Origin of the sequence: Microbacterium sp. USHLN186, from assembly GCF_037145155.1 — a bacterium.
In the GTDB taxonomy this organism is placed as follows: domain Bacteria; phylum Actinomycetota; class Actinomycetes; order Actinomycetales; family Microbacteriaceae; genus Microbacterium.
In genome coordinates this window covers 43,918-63,009 of the sequence record NZ_JBBCYA010000005.1, presented here as the reverse complement: position 1 = coordinate 63,009, position 19,092 = coordinate 43,918, and the positions used below count along the sequence as shown (strand labels likewise).

Genomic DNA, 19,092 nt, shown 5'->3' with positions numbered 1-19,092 from the left:
TCAGATGACCTCCGGGGCGAGCGAGACGATCTTCATGAACTTCTTGTCGCGAAGCTCACGGCCGACCGGTCCGAAGATGCGGGTGCCACGGGGCTCCCCGTCGTTCTTCAGGATGACGGCGGCGTTCTCGTCGAACTTGATGTACGAGCCGTCTGCACGACGAGTCGACTTGACGGTGCGGACGATGACGGCCTTGACCACATCGCCCTTCTTGACGTTTCCACCGGGGATCGCGTCCTTGACCGTCGCGACGATGGTGTCGCCCAGTCCGGCGTAACGACGGCTCGAGCCGCCGAGAACGCGGATGGTGAGCAGCTCCTTCGCGCCGGTGTTGTCGGCGACCTTGAGGCGGGACTCTGACTGGATCACTTTGCCTTCTCCAGGATCTCCACCAGACGCCAGCGCTTGGTGGCGCTCAGCGGGCGGGTCTCGTTGATGAGGACCAGGTCGCCGATGCCGGCGGTGTTCTCCTCATCGTGCGCCTTGACCTTCGAGGTCACGCGGATGACCTTGCCGTACAGCGGGTGCTTCACGCGGTCCTCGACCTCGACGACGATGGTCTTGTCCATCTTGTCGCTGACGACGTAGCCGCGGCGGGCCTTGCGGTAACCGCGGGCACCGGCCTCGCGCACGTCGTGCTCGGCGTGCTCGACGGCGTCGGCAGTCTTCTTCTCAGCCATTACTCGGCCTCCTCCTTCGGAGCGGCCTCGTCAGCGGCATCCGCCTTCTTGGCCTTGCTCTTCTTCGCCTTGGCGGGAGCCTCGACCGGAGCGGGCGTCGCACGGATGCCCAGCTCGCGTTCGCGGATCACCGTGTACAGGCGTGCGATGTCGCGCTTGACGGTGCGGATGCGGCCGTGGCTCTCCAGCTGGCCGGTGGCCGACTGGAAACGGAGGTTGAACAGCTCCTCCTTGGCCTTGCGCAGCTCCTCGACGAGGCGCTGGTCTTCGAACGTGTCGAGCTCGGCGGATGCGAGCTCCTTGGTGCCGATCGCCATTACGCGTCGCCCTCCTCGCGCTTGATGATGCGTGCCTTGAGCGGCAGCTTGTGAATGGCCCGGGTGAGGGCTTCGCGTGCGAGCTCCTCGTTCACGCCCGCGACCTCGAAGAGGACGCGGCCCGGCTTGACGTTGGCGACCCACCACTCCGGCGAGCCCTTACCCGAACCCATGCGGGTCTCGGCGGGCTTCTTCGTGAGCGGACGGTCGGGGTAGATGTTGATCCACACCTTTCCACCACGCTTGATGTGACGGGTCATCGCGATACGAGCGGACTCGATCTGACGGTTCGTCACGTACGCGGAGGTCAGCGCCTGGATGCCGAACTCACCGAAAGACACCTTGGTGCCGCCGGAGGCCTGGCCCGAGCGCTTCGGGTGGTGCTGCTTGCGGTACTTGACCTTGCGAGGGATGAGCATTATGCCGACGCTCCTTCTGCGACCGGAGCCTCGTTGCGCGGGGCACGGCGACGGTCGCCACGGTCACGAGAGGGCTTCTGGTTGGCCTGCTCGCGTGCGAGTTCCTTGTTGGTGAGGTCGCCCTTGTAGATCCAGACCTTCACGCCGATGCGGCCGAAGGTGGTCTTCGCCTCGTAGAAGCCGTAGTCGATGTTCGCGCGCAGCGTGTGCAGCGGCACACGACCCTCGCGGTAGAACTCCGAGCGGCTCATCTCCGCGCCGCCGAGGCGGCCGGAGACCTGGATGCGGATGCCCTTGGCGCCGGCGCGCTGCGCGCCCTGCAGACCCTTGCGCATCGCGCGACGGAACGCCACACGAGCAGAGAGCTGCTCGGCGATGCCCTGCGCGACGAGCTGAGCGTCGGCCTCGGGGTTCTTCACCTCGAGGATGTTCAGCTGGATCTGCTTGCCGGTGAGCTTCTCGAGGTCGCCGCGGATGCGCTCGGCCTCGGCGCCGCGGCGGCCGATGACGATGCCCGGACGTGCGGTGTGGATGTCCACGCGCACGCGGTCGCGGGTGCGCTCGATCTCGATGTTCGAGACGCCGGCGCGGTCGAGCTGCTTCTGCAGCAGGGAACGGATCTTGATGTCCTCGGCGACGTAGTCGGCGTAACGCTGGCCCGGCTTGGTCGAGTCCGAGAACCAACGCGACACGTGGTCCGTTGTGATGCCGAGGCGGAAGCCGTACGGGTTGACCTTCTGGCCCATTACTTGCTCGCCTTCTTCGTCTGGGCCGCCGGTGCGGCCGCGTCAGCGACCCCCGGAGTGGCCAGCACGACCGTGATGTGGCTCGTGCGCTTCTTGATCTGCGAGGCACGACCCTGAGCACGCGGGCGGAAGCGCTTGAGCGTCGTGCCCTCGTCGACGTACGCGTTCTTCACGTACAGGTCCTGCTCGTCCAGGAACTCGCCGTCGCGGTCGGCCTTGACCGACGCGTTGGCGATGGCAGCGTGCACGAGCTTGAAGATCGGCTCGCTGGCACCCTGAGGTGCGAACTTCAGAATGGCCAGTGCTTCCTGCGCCTGCTTGCCCTTGATGAGCGCGACGACACGACGAGCCTTCTGAGGGGTCACGCGGATGTGCTTGACGCGTGCGATGGAGTCCACCATTTTTCTCCTCCTCTGTTTCTGTCCAGAGCGTCACCGCGTCAGCGGCGACGGCCCTTCTTGTCGTCCTTCTCGTGGCCGCGGAAGGTGCGGGTGGGCGCGAACTCGCCCAGCTTGTGGCCGACCATGGTCTCGGTCACGAACACGGGGATGTGCTTGCGACCGTCGTGCACGGCGATGGTGTGTCCCAGCATGGCGGGGATGATCATCGAGCGTCGCGACCAGGTCTTGATGACGTTCTTCGTACCGGACTCGTTCTGTCCGACCACCTTGCGAAGCAGGTGCTCGTCGACGAAGGGGCCCTTCTTGAGACTGCGTGGCATCTTCCTCTACTCCTACTTGCGCTTCTTGCCGGCGTTACGGCGGCGGACGATGTACTTGTCACTTTCCTTGTTGGCGTGACGGGTACGACCCTCAGCCTGGCCCCACGGGGAGACGGGGTGACGACCACCGGACGTCTTGCCCTCACCACCACCGTGCGGGTGGTCGACCGGGTTCATGGCGACACCGCGGACGGTCGGGCGCACGCCCTTCCAGCGCTTGCGGCCGGCCTTGCCCCAGTTGATGTTCGACTGCTCGGCGTTGCCGACCTCGCCGATCGTGGCGCGGCAGCGGGCGTCGACGTTGCGGATCTCGCCCGAGGGCAGACGCAGCTGGGCGTAGGGGCCGTCCTTCGCGACCAGACGCACCGAGGCGCCGGCCGAACGGGCCATCTTCGCTCCGCCGCCGGGACGCAGCTCGATCGCGTGGATCACGGTACCGGTGGGGATGTTCTTCAGCGGCAGGTTGTTGCCTGGCTTGATGTCCGCGCCGGCACCCGACTCGACGACGTCGCCCTGCTTGAGCTTCGTCGGCGCGAGGATGTAGCGCTTCTCGCCGTCGAAGTAGTGCAGCAGCGCGATGCGCGCGGTGCGGTTGGGGTCGTACTCGATGTGCGCGACCTTGGCGTTGATGCCGTCCTTGTCATTGCGACGGAAGTCGATGACGCGGTACTGGCGCTTGTGGCCACCACCGATGTGACGGGTCGTGATGCGGCCCTGGTTGTTGCGACCACCGGTCTTCGAGAGCGGACGCAGCAGCGACTTCTCGGGCGTCGATCGAGTGATCTCGGCGAAGTCGGCCACAGACGAACCGCGGCGACCCGGGGTCGTGGGCTTGTACTTGCGAATAGCCATTATCTGTCCTTATCCCCCGGTCAGCCGACTGCCGTGAAGATGTCGATGGAACCCGACTTCAGTGCAACGATCGCGCGCTTGGTGTCCTTGCGCTTGCCGGTGCCGAAGCGGGTGCGGCGGGCCTTGCCGACGCGGTTGATCGTGTTGACCGAGGCGACCTTGACGCCGAAGATCTTCTCGATGGCGAGCTTGATCTCGGTCTTCGAGGCGCGCGGGTCGACGAGGAAGGTGTACTTGCCCTCATCGATCAGGCCGTAGCTCTTCTCAGAGACGACCGGTCCCAGGATGATGTCGCGCGGGTCCTTGTTCAGGGCCGTCGCGAGGACGTTCTGCTCGGTCATGCCGAGACCTCCTCTGCGGTCGCACCGGTCTTCGAGGCGATGAAGCTCTCGAGGGCGGCCTTGGTGAAGACGATGTCGTCGGAGACGACCACGTCGTAGGCGTTCAGCTGGTCGAAGCTGATCAGGTGCACGTTCGCGAGGTTGCGGACGCTCTTGCTGGTCAGCTCGTCGGAGCGCTCGATGACGACGAGCACGTTCTTCGACGGGGCGACGGCGGCGAGCAGGCCGGCCGCGGCCTTGGTCGAAGGGGTGCTGTCGGCGACGAACGCCTCCACCGCGTGCAGACGCTGTCCGCGCAGACGGTCGCTGAGCGCTCCACGGAGGGCGGCGGCGATCATCTTCTTGGGGGTGCGCTGCGAGTAGTCACGCGGCTGCGGGCCGTGAACCGTGCCACCACCGCGGTGCTGCGGCATGCGGATCGAGCCCTGACGGGCGTTACCCGTGCCCTTCTGCTTGAAGGGCTTGCTGCCGGAGCCGGACACGTCGCCACGAGTTTTCGTGGCGTGGGTGCCCTGACGAGCAGCGGCGAGCTGCGCGACGACGACCTGGTGGATCAGGGGGACGTTGGTCTCGACGTCGAAGATCGCAGCGGGCAGCTCGACCGAGCCTGCCTTCTTGCCGTCGACCGACAGGACGTCGATTGCCAGAGTGGAGTCAGCCATGGGATCAGGCACCCTTCACTGCGTTGCGGACGTACACGATACGACCACGAGCACCGGGGACGGCGCCCTTGACGAGCATGAGTCCCTTCTCGGCGTCGATGGCGTGCACCGTGAGGTTGAGGACGGTCACGCGCTCGCCACCCATGCGGCCGGCCATGCGCATGCCCTTGAACACGCGGCTCGGGGTCGACGACGCGCCGATCGAGCCGGGCTTGCGGTGGTTGCGGTGCGCACCGTGAGATGCCGAGACACCGGCGAAGTTGTGGCGCTTCATGACACCGGCGGTGCCCTTGCCCTTGCTGGTGCCGACGACGTCGACCAGCTGACCGGCCTCGAACACGCCGTCGAGCGTGAGCTCCTGGCCGAGCGAGTAGTCAGCGGCATCCGCGGTGCGGATCTCGGTGACGTGGCGACGCGGGGTCACGCCGGCTGCCTCGAAGTGGGCGGTCAGCGGCTTGTTGACCTTGCGCGGGTCGATCTGGCCGTAGGCGATCTGCACGGCGTTGTAGCCGTCCTTCTCGGGGGTGCGAACCTGGGTGACCACGTTCGGCGCCAGCTCGATGACGGTGACGGGGATGAGCTTCCCGTTCTCGTTCCAGACCTGCGTCATGCCGAGCTTGGTGCCGAGCATGCCCTTGGAAATCTTTGCGTTGATGTCAACCATGGCGGACCTCAGAGCTTGATCTCGATGTTGACATCGGCGGGCAGGTCGAGACGCATCAGCGAGTCGACGGCCTTCGGCGTCGGGTCGACGATGTCGATCAGACGCTTGTGCGTGCGCATCTCGAAGTGCTCGCGGCTGTCCTTGTACTTGTGGGGCGACCGGATGACGCACACGACGTTCTTCTCGGTCGGAAGCGGCACGGGGCCGACGACAGTCGCGCCCGCACGGGTCACGGTGTCGACGATCTTGCGTGCCGACGTGTCGATGACCTCGTGGTCATACGACTTCAGGCGAATGCGGATCTTCTGTCCCGCCATTGTCTGCTCTCTCTCTATAGGCGTCGTACCGTCCGGGGCCGGGTGACCCTGGGGCATTGGACGCGCGACGGCGCTGTTCGCGCCTCGGCACTTGCGCACCGCTGTTCTGTTTTCACCATGAAGACGCCAGCACATGATGCTCGCGTCTTCGAGTGGGAGTGGTGTTCTGCTGCCCGTGGCCTAGAACCCTGCGTCCCGCGTCGGGGAGCCGTCTATGCACTTTCGTGACAGTGATTCCGCGCATCAAGAGCGCAGAAATGTGGAACCTGACTATTCTGCCACGCGGATTCTGGCACCGCAAACCCGGGCGTGTCGCGGGCCGGACCGAGGCGCCTGGCGCGGCCGCGACGGCCCCCTCGCACGCAGAAGAGGGGCCGGGCCCGAAGGCCCGACCCCTCTTCAGTGGAGCAGGTGCTTACGCGATGACCTTGGTCACCGTGCCGGCGCCGACGGTGCGGCCACCCTCACGGATCGCGAAGCCGAGGCCCTCTTCCATGGCGATGGGCTGGATGAGGTCCACCTTCATGTCGGTGGTGTCACCGGGCATGACCATCTCGGTGCCCTCGGGCAGCGTGATGACGCCGGTCACGTCGGTGGTGCGGAAGTAGAACTGCGGACGGTAGTTCGTGTAGAAGGGGTTGTGGCGGCCACCCTCGTCCTTGGACAGGATGTACGCAGTGCCCTCGAACTCCGTGTGCGGGGTGATCGAGCCGGGCTTGACCACGACCTGGCCGCGCTCGACGTCCTCACGCTTGGTGCCGCGCAGCAGCAGACCGCAGTTCTCGCCGGCCCAGGCCTCGTCGAGCTGCTTGTGGAACATCTCGATACCCGTGACGGTGGTCTTCTGGGTCGGGCGGATGCCGACGATCTCGACCTCGGAGTTGATGGCCAGGGTGCCACGCTCGGCGCGGCCCGTGACGACCGTGCCACGACCGGTGATCGTGAAGACGTCCTCGATCGGCATCAGGAACGGCTTGTCGCGGTCACGCTCGGGGTCCGGGATGCTGTCGTCAGCAGCCTGCATGAGCTCGAGGATCGAGTCGACCCACTTCTCTTCGCCGTTGAGGGCGCCGAGAGCCGAGACCTTGATGACCGGAGCGTCGTCGCCGGGGAAGCCCTGAGCCGAGAGCAGCTCGCGGACCTCGAGCTCGACGAGCTCCAGGATCTCCTCGTCGTCAACCATGTCGGACTTGTTCAGCGCGACCATCAGGTACGGCACGCCGACCTGCTTGGCGAGCAGCACGTGCTCGCGGGTCTGAGCCATCGGGCCGTCGGTGGCGGCGACGACGAGGATCGCGCCGTCCATCTGGGCGGCACCGGTGATCATGTTCTTGACGTAGTCGGCGTGGCCGGGTGCGTCGACGTGCGCGTAGTGGCGCTTCGGGGTCTCGTACTCGATGTGCGAGATGTTGATGGTGATGCCGCGCTGACGCTCCTCGGGAGCCGAGTCGATCGAGGCGAAGTCACGCTGGACGTTGGTGTCCGACGGGTACTTGTCGGCGAGCACCTTCGAGATGGCGGCAGACAGCGTGGTCTTGCCGTGGTCGACGTGACCGATCGTTCCGATGTTGACGTGCGGCTTGGTCCGCTCGAACTTGGCCTTGGCCACTGGGTCCTCCTCAGGACGTTCGTGTAGAGATGGCCGGGCACTGGATTGTGACCGGCTCCCTACGGATTTCGGTTTCTCAGTTTAGTGGAGAGTGAATGTGAAGTTGTGGGGTGTCCGCTCCCTGGGCCCCTGACCCTGTCGAAGGGCCAGGGGCACAGGGAGCGGCAGGGCTTACTCGCCCTTGGTCTTCTGGACGATCTCGTCCGCGACGGCGCGGGGCACCTCAGCGTAGCTGTCGAACTCCATGGAGTAGACCGCACGGCCCGAGGTCTTCGAGCGCAGGTCGCCGATGTAGCCGAACATCTCGGACAGCGGCACCGAGGCGCGCACGACCTTGACGCCCTGGGCGTCCTCCATCGACTGGATCTGCCCGCGACGCGAGTTCAGGTCGCCGATGACGTCGCCCATGTACTCCTCGGGCGTACGGACCTCGACGGCCATGAGCGGCTCGAGCAGCACCGGGTTCGCACGGCGGATGGCCTCCTTGAAGCCCATCGAGCCCGCGATCTTGAACGCCATCTCCGAGGAGTCGACATCGTGGGCGGCACCGTCGACGAGGGTCGCCTTGACGCCGACCATCGGGTAGCCGGCGAGCACGCCGACGTTCATCGCGTCCTGGAAGCCCGCGTCGACCGAGGGGATGTACTCGCGCGGCACGCGACCACCGGTCACGGCGTTGACGAACTCGTACGTCTTCTCGGCGTCGAGCTCGAGCGGCTCGATGTTGAACTGGATCTTCGCGAACTGGCCCGACCCACCGGTCTGCTTCTTGTGGGTGTAGTCGTGCTTCTCGACGGCCTTCTTGATCGTCTCGCGGTACGCCACCTGGGGCTTGCCGACGTTCGCCTCGACCTTGAACTCGCGCTTCATGCGGTCCACGAGGATGTCGAGGTGCAGCTCGCCCATGCCCTTGATGGTCGTCTGACCGGTCTCGGGGTTCAGCTCGGTGCGGAAGGTCGGGTCCTCCTCGGCGAGTTTCTGGATCGCGAGGCCCAGCTTCTCCTGGTCGGCCTTCGTCTTCGGCTCGATGGCGACCTCGATGACGGGCTCGGGGAAGGTCATCGATTCGAGGACGACCGGGGCGGCCGGGTCGGCGAGGGTGTCACCGGTGGTGGTGTCCTTCAGGCCGATGACGGCGTAGATGTTGCCCGCGGTGAGCGAGTCGACCGGGTTCTCCTTGTTGGCGTGCATCTGGAAGATCTTCCCGATGCGCTCCTTCTTGCCCTTAGTCGAGTTCACGACCGCGGAGCCGGAGTCCAGGTGACCGGAGTACACGCGCACGTAGGTGAGGCGACCGAAGAACGGGTGCACGGCGACCTTGAACGCGAGGGCCGAGAACGGGTCGTTGGCGTCGGGGTGACGCTCGATGACCTTCTCCTCGTCCTTCGGGTCGTGCGCCTCGATGGCGCCCACGTCGAGGGGGTTGGGCAGGTAGTCGACGACGGCGTCCAGCATCGGCTGCACACCGCGGTTCTTGAACGCGGAGCCGCAGAGCACCGGGTAGATCTCGTTGGCGACGACCATCTTGCGGATGGCGCCCTTGATCTCGGCGATGGTGAGCTCCTCGCCGCCGAAGAACTTCTCGAGAAGCTCGTCGTCGGTCTCGGCGACCGTCTCCAGCAGCTGCTGGCGGTACTCCTCGGCCTTGTCCTTGAGGTCGGCCGGGATCTCCTGCACCTCGTAGGAGGCGCCCATGGTCACGTCACCCTTCGAGTCGCCCGGCCACACCAGCGCGCGCATCTCGATGAGGTCCACGACGCCGATGAAGTCGCTCTCGGAGCCGATCGGCAGCTGCAGCACGAGGGGCTTCGCGCCGAGGCGGTTCACGATGGTGTCGACGGTGTAGTAGAAGTCCGCGCCCAGCTTGTCCATCTTGTTGACGAAGCAGATGCGGGGCACGTTGTACTTGTCGGCCTGACGCCAGACGGTCTCGGACTGGGGCTCGACGCCCTCCTTGCCGTCGAAGACGGCGACCGCACCATCGAGCACGCGCAGCGAGCGCTCCACCTCGACGGTGAAGTCCACGTGACCGGGGGTGTCGATGATGTTGATCTGGTTCTTGTTCCAGAAGCAGGTCACGGCGGCCGACGTGATCGTGATGCCGCGCTCCTTCTCCTGCTCCATCCAGTCGGTCGTCGAGGCGCCGTCGTGGGTCTCGCCGAGCTTGTGGTTGACACCCGTGTAGAACAGGATGCGCTCGGTGGTGGTGGTCTTGCCGGCATCGATGTGGGCCATGATGCCGATGTTGCGGACCTTGCTCAGGTCGGTGAGCACTTCTTGTGCCACGGGGGTTCCTCCGGGATGGTTCAGGAACGAACAGAGAGTGGGAGCGGATGCCGCGGTGGCGGCATCCGCTCAGCCCCTTACCAGCGGTAGTGGGCGAAGGCGCGGTTCGACTCGGCCATCTTGTGGGTGTCCTCGCGGCGCTTGACCGCGGCACCCAGACCGTTCGACGCGTCGAGGATCTCGTTCTGCAGGCGCTCGGTCATCGTCTTCTCACGACGGCCCTTCGCGTAGCTGACCAGCCAGCGCAGCGCGAGGGTGTTCGCGCGGTGCGGCTTGACCTCGACGGGAACCTGGTAGGTCGAGCCACCGACGCGGCGGCTGCGGACCTCGAGGGTGGGGCGCACGTTGTCGAGCGCCTTCTTGAGGGTGGCGACGGCGTCCTGGCCGTTCTTCGCCTCGACGCCGCGAAGGGCGCCGTAGACGATGGACTCGGCGAGCGACTTCTTGCCGTCGACGAGGATCTTGTTCACCAGCGAGGTGACGATCGGTGCGCCGTAGACCGGGTCGTTGACGACGGGGCGCTTGGGTGCGGGTCCCTTACGAGGCATCTGACTCAGCCCTTCTTCGCGCCGTAGCGGGAACGAGCCTGCTTACGGTTCTTCACTGCCTGGGTGTCGAGCGCACCACGGACGATCTTGTAGCGGACACCGGGGAGGTCCTTCACACGACCACCGCGGACGAGCACCAGCGAGTGCTCCTGCAGGTTGTGGCCCTCACCGGGGATGTACGCGGTCACCTCGGTGCCGTTGCGCAGCTTGACACGGGCGACCTTGCGCATCGCCGAGTTCGGCTTCTTCGGGGTGGTGGTGTACACACGGGTGCACACGCCGGCCTGCTGCGGGTTCGCCTTCAGGGCGGGCGCCTTGGTCTTCGAGACCTTGGGCGTGCGTCCCTTGCGAACCAACTGCTGAATAGTTGGCACGTTCTCTCCTCATAGTGCTGCACGGTGACAGCGTGATGGGTTTCACATCATGACCCACCGGCTCGACAGATCAGCCGAGCTTTTGGTGTGATGGGTATGCCGTGGGGGCGAACCGACGGTGCCGGCGCCCTGCGCGTGCGCGGTCATGCGCACACCCGATCAAGTCTAAGGCCGCGGGGCCGTGTCGGTCAAATGATCCGCCCGCTCTGTGCTACGGGGTGTCGGGGTCGAACGGCGAGTCCAAGGCCTCGCTGAGCTCGGCGAGCATCGCCTCGATCTGCGGTTCGACGTACTGCGAGATCGCCGCCTGCACCGCGAGGCGGTGGCGCAGCAGAATGCCGCAGATCTCTCGTCCGATCATGTTCGCGTACTCGTCGGCGAGGGCGACCTCCTGACGCAGCGCCGCCTTGGCCTCCTCCGACAAGGGTGGCAGCGGTGGCAGTTCGGCGGCGGCCTCGTCGGCCAGACCGGCGACGGTGAAGAGGAACGGCGCGCCGGGCACCGGATCGGGATCGAGCGGCATCCCCTCGTACTCCGGGTCGAGCCCCTCCCCCGGGCGGTACGCGCGCGAGCGGTTGCGCGCGGCCTGGTGGTCGAGCTCCGCCTGCAGCAGGGGGAGGTTGCGGGCGGTGTACTCGGCCACGCACTGGTCGACGATCGCCTTGATGCGAATGGACAGACCGTGCTGCACGCCGTGGGGCACGTTCCCGCTGATGCCCACGGCGGACAGCACCGGCGAGCCCAGACAGCGCCGGCACGGCGCGATGCGGCCACGGTGGGTGGCGGGCTCCCAGCGCGGCACCCAGCGCAGCCAGGCGCCGACGGCCTGATCGACCTGGGATTCCAGCGACCTCTCCACGGTTACAGAGTAGGGCCGCAGGCCGCTCAACATGTGCTCACAGCGCCGAGCGGCAGTACATCCCGGCTCCGACGGCGGTCATTCGCTCTCGTCGCGCTCCCACGGCCACCGCGGGGTGCCCGAGCGCGATCGCCGAAGTGCGACGGCGATCCACCCGGCGATGAGGGCGACGACGACGAGCACGGCGCTCGAGCCGCGGACGATCAGCTGCGACACCGCCGCCGCCGCGTGCGCGAGCCCGGCCCCGCCGATCAGCGACGAGAGCCAGACCGCGCCGAGGTGGGCGAGTGCGGTGACGACGGCGATGAGCACGACCGACCCGAACGGCGGATGCCGACGCGCCAGCACGGGGGCGAGCAGCGCGGCGAAGACCGCGATCGCCACTGCCATGCCGACCACGCCCGGCCACAGGGTGAGGCCCTCGACCGAGATGATGTCGATGTCGGCGAAGTACGACAGCATCCCCAGCCCGAGGATCGCGAACGCGCCGAAGCAGACCGTGCCGACCAGCCCCGCCACGACCGCGGAGACCCCCTCGGGCTCGGGTCCGAGGGGGTCTCTGCTGGTCATGCCGTCACCTTACGCTCATCGCAGAGCCGCGGGGCCGGCCTCGAGGGTGCGCTCGTACTCGGCCTGCGCCTCGGCGTTCAGCTCTGTCTTGCGCCGACCGCTGCGTGCGACCCATGCGCCGAACCAGATGGTCAGCTCGCGGGCGAAGATGAAGCACGCGATGGCGAGCGGGGCGAGCAGCTGCTCGTTCACCAGCTCGACCGACTGAGTGCCGGTGATGCGCCAGAAGGGCGCCTGGAAGAGCTGGCCCAGCAGGTATCCGCCGTAGGTCGCGGCCGCGACGAGCAGTCCGAGGATGACCCACAGCCCCCAGCGCGCGCGGTTGAGGAACGCGCCGAGCAGCCAGAACGCTAGGAAGAACACCGCGACCGGTACCCAGAACGACCACATGGTCAGCGGCTCAAGCGCTGCGGTGCCGATGTTCTCGACGGTGACCTCGCCGCGCAGTGCGCCGAAGCCGAGGATCGCGGCGAGGTAGAGCAGCGCGAAGGCGACCGCAGCGACCAGGCCGATGGCGCCCGCGGCACCGCGGTTGCCGAGCTCGCGCGGCGGCTCGGGCGCCTGCACGAAGATCGGTTGCGGAGCGGCAGGCGGGGCGACCGGCTCGGCGGGGACGACCTGCGTCTCGGCCGACGGATTCGCGCTCGCGTACGCACGGTCCGCAACGCTGTGGCCGTGTTGGTCGGTGTCGAGAACGCGGGTGTGCTCGGACGTGCCGGGGGCGACCGGATCTGCGACGGTGCGCGTGCCGCTCTCGTGGACGTCCTCGGGAACACGGCGATCAGCCCCTGCGAGGTCGTGCGCGTCCTGGTCGGCGTGCGGAGCGTCCGCAGGGCGCTCGAGGGGCTCGGACACGACGTCCTGGTGCACGGCGGTCTGGTGCACGGCGGTCTGGGCCGCAGCCTCGTCGCGAGCAACGGCATCCTGACCCGGGGCCGGCTCGTGGACGACCGCGTCGTCACGGCGCTCGGGGTTCGGCACGTCCTCGCGGGCCTCCGGCGCCTGGAAAGTGCCGGGGTGGTCGCGCTCAGCGGCGGCGAACGCCTCCATATCGGGGTCGACGGGCTCGGCGGTGTCATCCGCGCGCGGGACGTCGGCGCGGGCCGCGGCTGCGGCGTCGAGTCCCTCGTTGGCGCGGCCGACGACGTCATCCACGTCGTGGTGCTGCTCGTTCTTGGGAACCTCGGGGTCGCTCATGGGGTCGCCTCTCGTGAATAGATGCATCCCGAGGCTAGCGCCGAGCGGGAACAGCATCCGGAAGGCGTGCCGACGTGTCCGAGATGAGCCCTCCGGCTCACCTCGACACCGGACCTCAGCGCGGCAGTCTCACCGCGGAACTGTGCCGTCGAGCAGGTGCCCGAGCATGAACAGCAGGCCGGGACCGGCGGGAAGCGAGAGCCAGAGCAGCACGGCGACCACGGCGGCGCACAGGACGCCGGCGATCCAGCTGATCGCCACGCTGCGCCCGCCCACTCGTGCTGCCATGTCGTCACCGTACGCCGGGACGCCGTGCGGCTGCGGCATCGGCGATCGTGTCGCGGTCAGGGCGCCGGTCGGCCACGCAGGCGCCAGAGCAGCCACAGCCCGGAGATCGGGAACAGCAGGAGGCTCAGCAGCAAAGCGGAGTGCCACGTCGCCAGTCCGCCCACGGGCACCAGCGGGTTGCCGTCGTCGGCCGGATTCCCGCCCCACCATGCCGTCATCGCCGAGACGGCGAACAGCAGCACTGCCGCTACGAGTGGCAGCAGGGCGATCTCGTCCGGATCGCCCAGCCTCGTGATGCGCTGCTGCGCGGCATCCTGATCGAGACCGGTGAGCTCCTCGGCGATGCCGTTGCGGATGTCGACGGCGACGCCGTGCGGCACGTGCGCAGCGCGTGGTCGAGGCGTGCGAGGTAGTCGTCTGTGGGGTTCGTCATGGTGTCTCCTCTCCCACGAGGCGGGAGACGGTGCGGGCGAAGGGCATCCGCTGCCGACGGAACAGCGCGAGACCGGGCCGTTGCACGCAAGCTCCATTCTGCAACGCAAGTCGTGTGCGCGGGCAGGGCACGGCCCGGCACCGGCCCCATTGCAGGTTCCGCCCGGAGAGTCAAGCCGGGGGACGATACGTCGGCGATCGGCCTACCGTGGTCGAGTTGCGGCGCCCCGAGCCGCACGGGATCCGGAGTTTCCGATGGATACGGTCGACGAGCTCGCCACCGCTCCCCTGCTCGACGGTCGGTACCGCCTCGACGGCTGCGTCGGCCGCGGTGCCACCTCTCTCGTGTACCGCGCTCAGGACACGCTGCTCGGCCGCACCGTCGCCATCAAGCTGCTGCGCACCGACGATGAGATGGCCCTCGGCTCGGAGCGCATTCATGCCGAGACGGCGCTGCTGGCATCCCTCTCGCATCCGGCCCTCGTCGCCCTGTACGACGCCAAACTCGATCTGCCGCATCCGCGCTATCTGGTCATGGAGTTCGTCGACGGGCCCACGCTGTCCGCCCACCTGAAAGACGGGGCCCTCACCCGCACCGAAGTGGCGGCGATCGCGGGCGACCTCGCCGACGCGCTGCGGGCGGTGCACGCCAGGGGCATCGTGCACCGCGATGTGAAGCCGTCGAATGTGCTGCTCTCCAGAGCCCAGGGACGCGGGCGCTGGGCGGCCAAGCTGACCGACTTCGGCATCGCCGTCGATCCGGACGCGGCGCGACGCACCTCCCCCGGCATCGCCATCGGCACAGCGGCCTACATGGCGCCCGAGCAGGTGCGCGCCGACCCATTGACTCCGGCCGCCGACATCTACTCGCTGGGCCTGGTGCTGCTCGAGTCGCTCACCGGCGAATCAGCTTTCCCACGCACTCGCGACGTGCAGACCGCGCTGGCGCGTCTGGTGAGCGAGCCCGCCGTCCCCGATGAGCTCGGCCCCGGCTGGGCACGGCTGCTGCGCGCAATGACCGCCACCGCGCCCGAGGATCGCCCCAGCGCCGCACAGGTCGCCGCCGAGGCGGGCGCCCTCGCGGCCGCCGCGCAGGCCGACGATGAGGTCACCGCGGCCACCCGCGCACTGCCTCTCGCGGCGGAGGCTATGACGGCGCCCGCTCGGCCGGCCTCAGCGCACGTCAATGCGGCACCGGCTTCCGCGCGTCTCGCCGCGCAGCAGACACCATCGAGCGCCACCCCCGACGCCGGCCGACGCGCTTCGAGCGCCCGAGACCACCGTTCGGAGCGACGGGCTCCGTCTGCTCTGCGCGCGCGGGCGGTCGGCGTGCTCGCGACGGCGGCGGCCGCGTCGGCGGTGCTCGCCGGGGCGTGGATGGCGACGCCGTCACCGCAGAGCCCCGCGCAGACGGTGAACCGGACGTCTGCTCCGGCGACGGAGACGGTGGCCGAGACGGCGGCTCCCGAGCCCGCGCAGCCCGCTCCGCTTGCGGAGCAACCGGCACCGGCAGAAGAACAGGCGGCTCCCTCCTCGGGCACTACGGACGAAGGCACGACCGAGCAGTCCGTGCAGACCGGAGCCACGCGCAACGAGAACGCGGGCCCGGGGAACAACTCCGGCCGCGGCGAGCAGGCCTCCCAGGGCAAGGGACCGGACGGCGAGGGCGCTCCCGGGCAGCGCGCGCAGGACGGCGGGACGGATGCCGGCAACGCGAACGGCAACGGGAATCCGCGGTCGCAGCAGAAGGGTCACTCCGGCCACGGCGACGACGACTGACCCGCGCGTGCCGTCAGTCACGCTCTATGGTGGTTGCTATGGCTGACTCTTCGTTCGACATCGTCTCCAAGGTGGACCACCAGGAGGCGGACAACGCTCTCAACCAGGCGCGCAAGGAGATCGAGCAGCGCTACGACTTCAAGGGCACCGGCGCCTCGATCGCGTGGAGCGGCGAGCAGATCGTCATCGTCGCCAACTCCGAGGAGCGCGTGAAGGCGGTGCTCGACGTCTTCCAGTCCAAGCTCATCAAGCGCGGCATCTCGCTGAAGAGCCTGGAGTCCGGCGAGCCCGTCGCCAGCGGCAAGGAGTACCGCCTGACTTCCAGCCTCAAGGACGGCATCTCGAGCGAGAACGCGAAGAAGATCGGCAAGATCATCCGCGACGAGGGCCCGAAGGGCGTGAAGAGCCAGATCCAGGGCGACGAGCTGCGGGTGCAGTCCAAGAGCCGCGACGACCTGCAGGCCGTGATCGCGCTGCTGAAGGGCAGCGACCTCGACATCGACCTGCAGTTCATCAACTACCGGTGATACCGCGACGGTCAAGACACCATCTGAACCCCCGCCGTGGGTTTCGTCAGATATCCATCAGACCCAGCGGAAGCTCCTGCACTTCGAGGGCGGCGTAGGCTCTGGCGGGCGTCCCGGCTGCCGGGACTGCGATGGTCACGCGCCGCTCTGCTGACATCAGGACGTTCATCTTCGTCCCATCGGCAGCGCGGAAGTCGACGAACTGCGGGCGGTCAGCGGCGGCCTCGATACGGCGCTTGAGCTCGCCGATGTCTTCGTCCGGCGACAACAGGACGCTCTCGTCGTCGATGTGAATGAATGCGTTGGAGTCGGAGTCAGTGGCGCCCATGGGTGCGACCATACGCGCGCGATGTCGATCGGTTCAGGGGCTTGTGCACGGCGGGCAAAGCAGGATCACTTCGACCACCGATCCAGGCACTACCGGCGCGCTGTCACCTCGACGCGGCGACAGCGCCCGAGCGCACCCGGAACCACAGCGTGAGCTCGGCGAGGGCGCGCGCGGCGGTGCTCGGACCCGTCCACGACTCGAGGTCGTCGAACGAGTCGCGGAAGCCCTGGGGAGCGACGGCGCGGACACGGAAGGTGCGGTAGCCCGTCGTCCAGTCCGCGAACTGCCGCTGCGTGATCGGATGCTCGAAGAGCACGCGCATGTCGTGATGGCGCGAATCGCGGGAGATGCTCGAGAGCCGTCTCTCGGAGCGGCTGCGATGCGCTGCTGGCGTAGACCGGGTGATCATGCGAGTGGGATCGCCTTCACTCGTGTCAGGCCGGGAAGCGAAATCGCCTTTCGCCGGACGTACACCACTGCAGGGCGCTCACGGGTCGCTCGGGGCGGTGCGATAGTGTTCGACATGGGTGCCTGATGCCCGAACTGGAGAGGATCGCATGCCGTACCGTGACAGGGCCACCGTCGAGGGATGGGTCGCCGAATGGCGGGCTCTCGACGCCCGCGACGCGGTCGACATCGTCATCCTCGACGACAACTTCGAGGCCGGGCCGAACTCGGCCCTCGTCGTCGTGACCTTCCGCACCGCGTCGACCATCACGCACATCCGACCGGTCATGGAGGACGGCTCGCCGCGCTGGGTGGCGACGTTCGAGCCGCGCGCCGAGCTCATCGAGCTCGACCAGCCCGGCCTGCGCCTGCTCGCCGACGACATGAGCACGCTCGCCGTACTGCAGGAGTTCCTGCAGGCGAAGACCGACGGCGTGCTCACCGCCTGATCCCGCCCGCCGCCTCACTCCACGGTGATGAGGATGCGGTGCCACCCGGTCGAACCGTTCGGGGCGATCGGCGCCGCCTCCTGGATCTGCATCTCCCCGTTCCTGTCCACGGCACGCACCGCCACATAGTGGGTTCCCGCCGTCGCCTCCCACTCGAGGAACCACTGCACCCAGGTGTCGGTGTTGACCGGGGTCGACAGGGTCGCCGGCATCCACTCGCCCTCGTCGATGCGCACCTCCACCCGCTCGATCCCGACCGTCTGCGCCCACGCCACACCGGCGATCACGACGCCACCCGCCTGCACCGGCTTGCCGCTGCGGGGCGTGTCGATCCGCGATGAGAACTTGATGGGCGCTTGCGCGCTGTAGCCGCGGGGCGTCCAGTACGCCTCGTCCTGCGCGAACGTGGTCACCTTCAGATCGGTCACCCACTTCGTCGCCGAGACGTACCCGTACAGGCCGGGCACCACCATCCGCACCGGGAAGCCGTGCTCGAGCGGCAGCGGCTCGCCGTTCATGGCGACTGCGAGGATGGCATCGCGCTGGGGGTCGGTGAGCGCCGAGAGCGGGGTGCTGGCGGTGTATCCGTCGATGCTGCGGGAGAGCACCATGTCGGCCTCGCCCGTCGGGCGGGCGAGGGCGAGCACCTCGCGCAGCGGAACACCCAGCCACTTCGCGGTGCCGACGAGCCCGCCCCCGACGACGTTCGACACGCAGGTCAGGGTCACGGAGTACTCGTCAAGGCCCATCGCGACGAGATCGTCGAAGCTCAGCTCGATCCGCTCGTCGACCATCCCGTCGATCACCAGGCGCCAGTCCGCGGGATCGATGGTCGGGACGCTCAGCGCGGTGTCGACGCGGTAGAAGTCCTCGTTGGGGGTGTACAGCGGCGACAAGCCGGGGATGTCGAGGTCGGCGTCGGGCGGGACGACCACCTTCGACCGCGGAGCCGGCAGCCGCAGACCCCGACGGATCGCGTCGACGGAGGAGGTCGCCACGCTCAGGGCACGCGCGGTGACCCCGACCACGACCGCGGATGCCGCGGCGACCCCGGCCACGAGGAAGAATCGGCGCCGGTCGATGCCGGATGTCGCGGCAGGAGCGGATGCCGCATCCGCGCCCCCCGCCCCCGCCACGGGTGCCGTCTCAGCGGCGGCCACCGGCTGCTCGGCCGCGCGCAGCCGCCGGCACAGCACCACGAGCACCACGGATCCGGCCAGGGTTCCCGCGGCGGGGGGAGCGACCGCCAGCGCGCCCGCGTCGGCTCTCGTGAGCGTCGCCGCTGCCGAGAGGACGCCGGCGATGACGAGCACCACGACTCCGAGGGGCGGCCGGATGCGCTGCAGCACGCCGGCGACGGCCGAAGCGATCACGACGGCGACCGCGAGGCCGGCGAGCAGCACGATCTTGTCGTACGCGCCGAACGTCGCGATGGCGAACTCCTTCACCGGCTGCGGCACCACGTCGATGACGAAGGAGCCGACGGCGAGGATGGGGCTGGCCTCAGGAGCGGTCAGCAGCGCCACCAGCTCGGCCGCGGCGAGGAACACCGCCCCGCTGATCAGGCCGGCGAGCGCGGCGAGCGCCCGGGAACGTCGACTGCGTGTGCGATCGGTCACGATGGGTCTCCTCCGTCTGCGGTCACTGAGATGTTCGGAGCCGTCGCCGGATCGGTTGTGC

General features: G+C 68.0%; 27 protein-coding genes. 3 read left to right on the top strand and 24 right to left on the bottom strand.

Annotation, left to right across the window (positions count from 1 at the left end; genetic code table 11):
* The 21 genes from rplN to WFG93_RS10800 all read right to left on the bottom strand — a co-directional run bounded on the left by rplN (position 1) and on the right by WFG93_RS10800 (position 13,830).
* The gene (gene rplN, locus WFG93_RS10900) at positions 1-369 is read right to left on the bottom strand and encodes a 50S ribosomal protein L14 (protein WP_336646372.1); all 369 of its coding nucleotides are present in this window, start codon (positions 367-369) and stop codon (positions 1-3) included.
* Positions 366-680 carry a 30S ribosomal protein S17 gene (gene rpsQ / locus WFG93_RS10895; RefSeq protein WP_336646371.1) on the bottom strand — a complete coding sequence of 105 codons (315 nt, stop codon included), beginning with the start codon at positions 678-680 and terminating at the stop codon, positions 366-368. Before rpsQ ends, rplN begins: the two co-directional genes overlap by 4 nt.
* Positions 680-997: a 50S ribosomal protein L29 gene (rpmC, locus tag WFG93_RS10890; RefSeq protein ID WP_336646370.1), complete on the bottom strand. Its 318-nt coding sequence runs from the start codon at positions 995-997 to the stop codon at positions 680-682. Before rpmC ends, rpsQ begins: the two co-directional genes overlap by 1 nt.
* Entirely contained in the window at positions 997-1,416 is a 420-nt protein-coding gene (gene rplP, locus WFG93_RS10885) for a 50S ribosomal protein L16 (RefSeq protein WP_336646369.1), read from the bottom strand. The genes rpmC and rplP overlap by 1 nt, the downstream gene beginning before the upstream one ends.
* On the bottom strand, positions 1,416-2,162 hold the full coding sequence (gene rpsC / locus WFG93_RS10880; protein WP_336646368.1) for a 30S ribosomal protein S3: 747 nt from the start codon (positions 2,160-2,162) through the stop codon (positions 1,416-1,418). The genes rplP and rpsC overlap by 1 nt, the downstream gene beginning before the upstream one ends.
* Positions 2,162-2,563 carry a 50S ribosomal protein L22 gene (gene rplV, locus WFG93_RS10875; RefSeq protein WP_336646367.1) on the bottom strand — a complete coding sequence of 134 codons (402 nt, stop codon included), beginning with the start codon at positions 2,561-2,563 and terminating at the stop codon, positions 2,162-2,164. The genes rpsC and rplV overlap by 1 nt, the downstream gene beginning before the upstream one ends.
* Positions 2,564-2,601: 38 nt before the next feature.
* On the bottom strand, positions 2,602-2,883 hold the full coding sequence (gene rpsS / locus WFG93_RS10870; protein WP_071640280.1) for a 30S ribosomal protein S19: 282 nt from the start codon (positions 2,881-2,883) through the stop codon (positions 2,602-2,604).
* 12 nt (positions 2,884-2,895) lie between these two features.
* Positions 2,896-3,735 carry a 50S ribosomal protein L2 gene (gene rplB, locus WFG93_RS10865; RefSeq protein WP_336646366.1) on the bottom strand — a complete coding sequence of 280 codons (840 nt, stop codon included), beginning with the start codon at positions 3,733-3,735 and terminating at the stop codon, positions 2,896-2,898.
* Between the two features lie 20 nt (positions 3,736-3,755).
* On the bottom strand, positions 3,756-4,076 hold the full coding sequence (gene rplW / locus WFG93_RS10860; RefSeq protein ID WP_182254259.1) for a 50S ribosomal protein L23: 321 nt from the start codon (positions 4,074-4,076) through the stop codon (positions 3,756-3,758).
* Positions 4,073-4,738: a 50S ribosomal protein L4 gene (rplD, locus tag WFG93_RS10855; RefSeq protein WP_336646365.1), complete on the bottom strand. Its 666-nt coding sequence runs from the start codon at positions 4,736-4,738 to the stop codon at positions 4,073-4,075. The genes rplW and rplD overlap by 4 nt, the downstream gene beginning before the upstream one ends.
* A gap of 4 nt (positions 4,739-4,742) precedes the next feature.
* Positions 4,743-5,402 (bottom strand): 50S ribosomal protein L3, encoded by a 660-nt coding sequence (gene rplC / locus WFG93_RS10850; protein WP_099194596.1) that lies wholly within the window; start codon positions 5,400-5,402, stop codon positions 4,743-4,745.
* 8 nt (positions 5,403-5,410) lie between these two features.
* Positions 5,411-5,719 carry a 30S ribosomal protein S10 gene (rpsJ, locus tag WFG93_RS10845; RefSeq protein ID WP_017201594.1) on the bottom strand — a complete coding sequence of 103 codons (309 nt, stop codon included), beginning with the start codon at positions 5,717-5,719 and terminating at the stop codon, positions 5,411-5,413.
* 415 nt (positions 5,720-6,134) lie between these two features.
* Positions 6,135-7,328 carry an elongation factor Tu gene (gene tuf, locus WFG93_RS10840; protein ID WP_099194577.1) on the bottom strand — a complete coding sequence of 398 codons (1,194 nt, stop codon included), beginning with the start codon at positions 7,326-7,328 and terminating at the stop codon, positions 6,135-6,137.
* A 171-nt stretch (positions 7,329-7,499) separates the two neighbouring features.
* Complete coding sequence (fusA, locus tag WFG93_RS10835) at positions 7,500-9,614, bottom strand: elongation factor G (protein ID WP_336646364.1); 2,115 nt, start codon at positions 9,612-9,614, stop codon at positions 7,500-7,502.
* Positions 9,615-9,691: 77 nt separating this feature from the next.
* Positions 9,692-10,162 carry a 30S ribosomal protein S7 gene (gene rpsG, locus WFG93_RS10830; protein ID WP_017201608.1) on the bottom strand — a complete coding sequence of 157 codons (471 nt, stop codon included), beginning with the start codon at positions 10,160-10,162 and terminating at the stop codon, positions 9,692-9,694.
* A gap of 5 nt (positions 10,163-10,167) precedes the next feature.
* Positions 10,168-10,536 (bottom strand): 30S ribosomal protein S12, encoded by a 369-nt coding sequence (gene rpsL, locus WFG93_RS10825; RefSeq protein WP_067194597.1) that lies wholly within the window; start codon positions 10,534-10,536, stop codon positions 10,168-10,170.
* A 211-nt stretch (positions 10,537-10,747) separates the two neighbouring features.
* A complete protein-coding gene (locus WFG93_RS10820) occupies positions 10,748-11,395 on the bottom strand; it encodes a spermidine/putrescine ABC transporter substrate-binding protein (RefSeq protein WP_336646363.1) in 648 nt (215 codons plus the stop codon).
* Between the two features lie 78 nt (positions 11,396-11,473).
* Entirely contained in the window at positions 11,474-11,965 is a 492-nt protein-coding gene (locus WFG93_RS10815) for a hypothetical protein (protein WP_336646362.1), read from the bottom strand.
* A gap of 15 nt (positions 11,966-11,980) precedes the next feature.
* The gene (locus tag WFG93_RS10810; RefSeq protein ID WP_336646361.1) at positions 11,981-13,162 is read right to left on the bottom strand and encodes an ABC transporter; all 1,182 of its coding nucleotides are present in this window, start codon (positions 13,160-13,162) and stop codon (positions 11,981-11,983) included.
* 129 nt (positions 13,163-13,291) lie between these two features.
* Positions 13,292-13,450 (bottom strand): hypothetical protein, encoded by a 159-nt coding sequence (locus tag WFG93_RS10805; RefSeq protein ID WP_336646360.1) that lies wholly within the window; start codon positions 13,448-13,450, stop codon positions 13,292-13,294.
* Positions 13,451-13,506: 56 nt separating this feature from the next.
* Positions 13,507-13,830, bottom strand: coding sequence for a hypothetical protein (locus WFG93_RS10800; RefSeq protein ID WP_336646359.1), 324 nt, complete (start codon positions 13,828-13,830; stop codon positions 13,507-13,509).
* 307 nt (positions 13,831-14,137) lie between these two features.
* Between WFG93_RS10800 and WFG93_RS10795 the strand changes: the two genes are divergently transcribed.
* Complete coding sequence (locus tag WFG93_RS10795; protein WP_336646358.1) at positions 14,138-15,661, top strand: serine/threonine-protein kinase; 1,524 nt, start codon at positions 14,138-14,140, stop codon at positions 15,659-15,661.
* 38 nt (positions 15,662-15,699) lie between these two features.
* A complete protein-coding gene (locus tag WFG93_RS10790; protein ID WP_336646357.1) occupies positions 15,700-16,188 on the top strand; it encodes a YajQ family cyclic di-GMP-binding protein in 489 nt (162 codons plus the stop codon).
* A gap of 46 nt (positions 16,189-16,234) precedes the next feature.
* Here WFG93_RS10790 and WFG93_RS10785 read toward each other — a convergent pair whose 3' ends face one another.
* Both WFG93_RS10785 and WFG93_RS10780 read right to left on the bottom strand, forming a co-directional pair.
* Positions 16,235-16,516 (bottom strand): hypothetical protein, encoded by a 282-nt coding sequence (locus WFG93_RS10785; protein WP_336646356.1) that lies wholly within the window; start codon positions 16,514-16,516, stop codon positions 16,235-16,237.
* A 103-nt stretch (positions 16,517-16,619) separates the two neighbouring features.
* The gene (locus tag WFG93_RS10780; RefSeq protein WP_336646355.1) at positions 16,620-16,925 is read right to left on the bottom strand and encodes a BLUF domain-containing protein; all 306 of its coding nucleotides are present in this window, start codon (positions 16,923-16,925) and stop codon (positions 16,620-16,622) included.
* A gap of 148 nt (positions 16,926-17,073) precedes the next feature.
* On the opposite strand from WFG93_RS10780, the gene WFG93_RS10775 reads away from it, so the two are divergent.
* Entirely contained in the window at positions 17,074-17,412 is a 339-nt protein-coding gene (locus WFG93_RS10775; RefSeq protein WP_336646354.1) for a protein-L-isoaspartate carboxylmethyltransferase, read from the top strand.
* A 14-nt stretch (positions 17,413-17,426) separates the two neighbouring features.
* On the opposite strand, the gene WFG93_RS10770 is transcribed toward WFG93_RS10775, so the two are convergent.
* The gene (locus WFG93_RS10770) at positions 17,427-19,031 is read right to left on the bottom strand and encodes a molybdopterin-dependent oxidoreductase (protein ID WP_336646353.1); all 1,605 of its coding nucleotides are present in this window, start codon (positions 19,029-19,031) and stop codon (positions 17,427-17,429) included.
* Positions 19,032-19,092 lie beyond the last annotated feature (61 nt).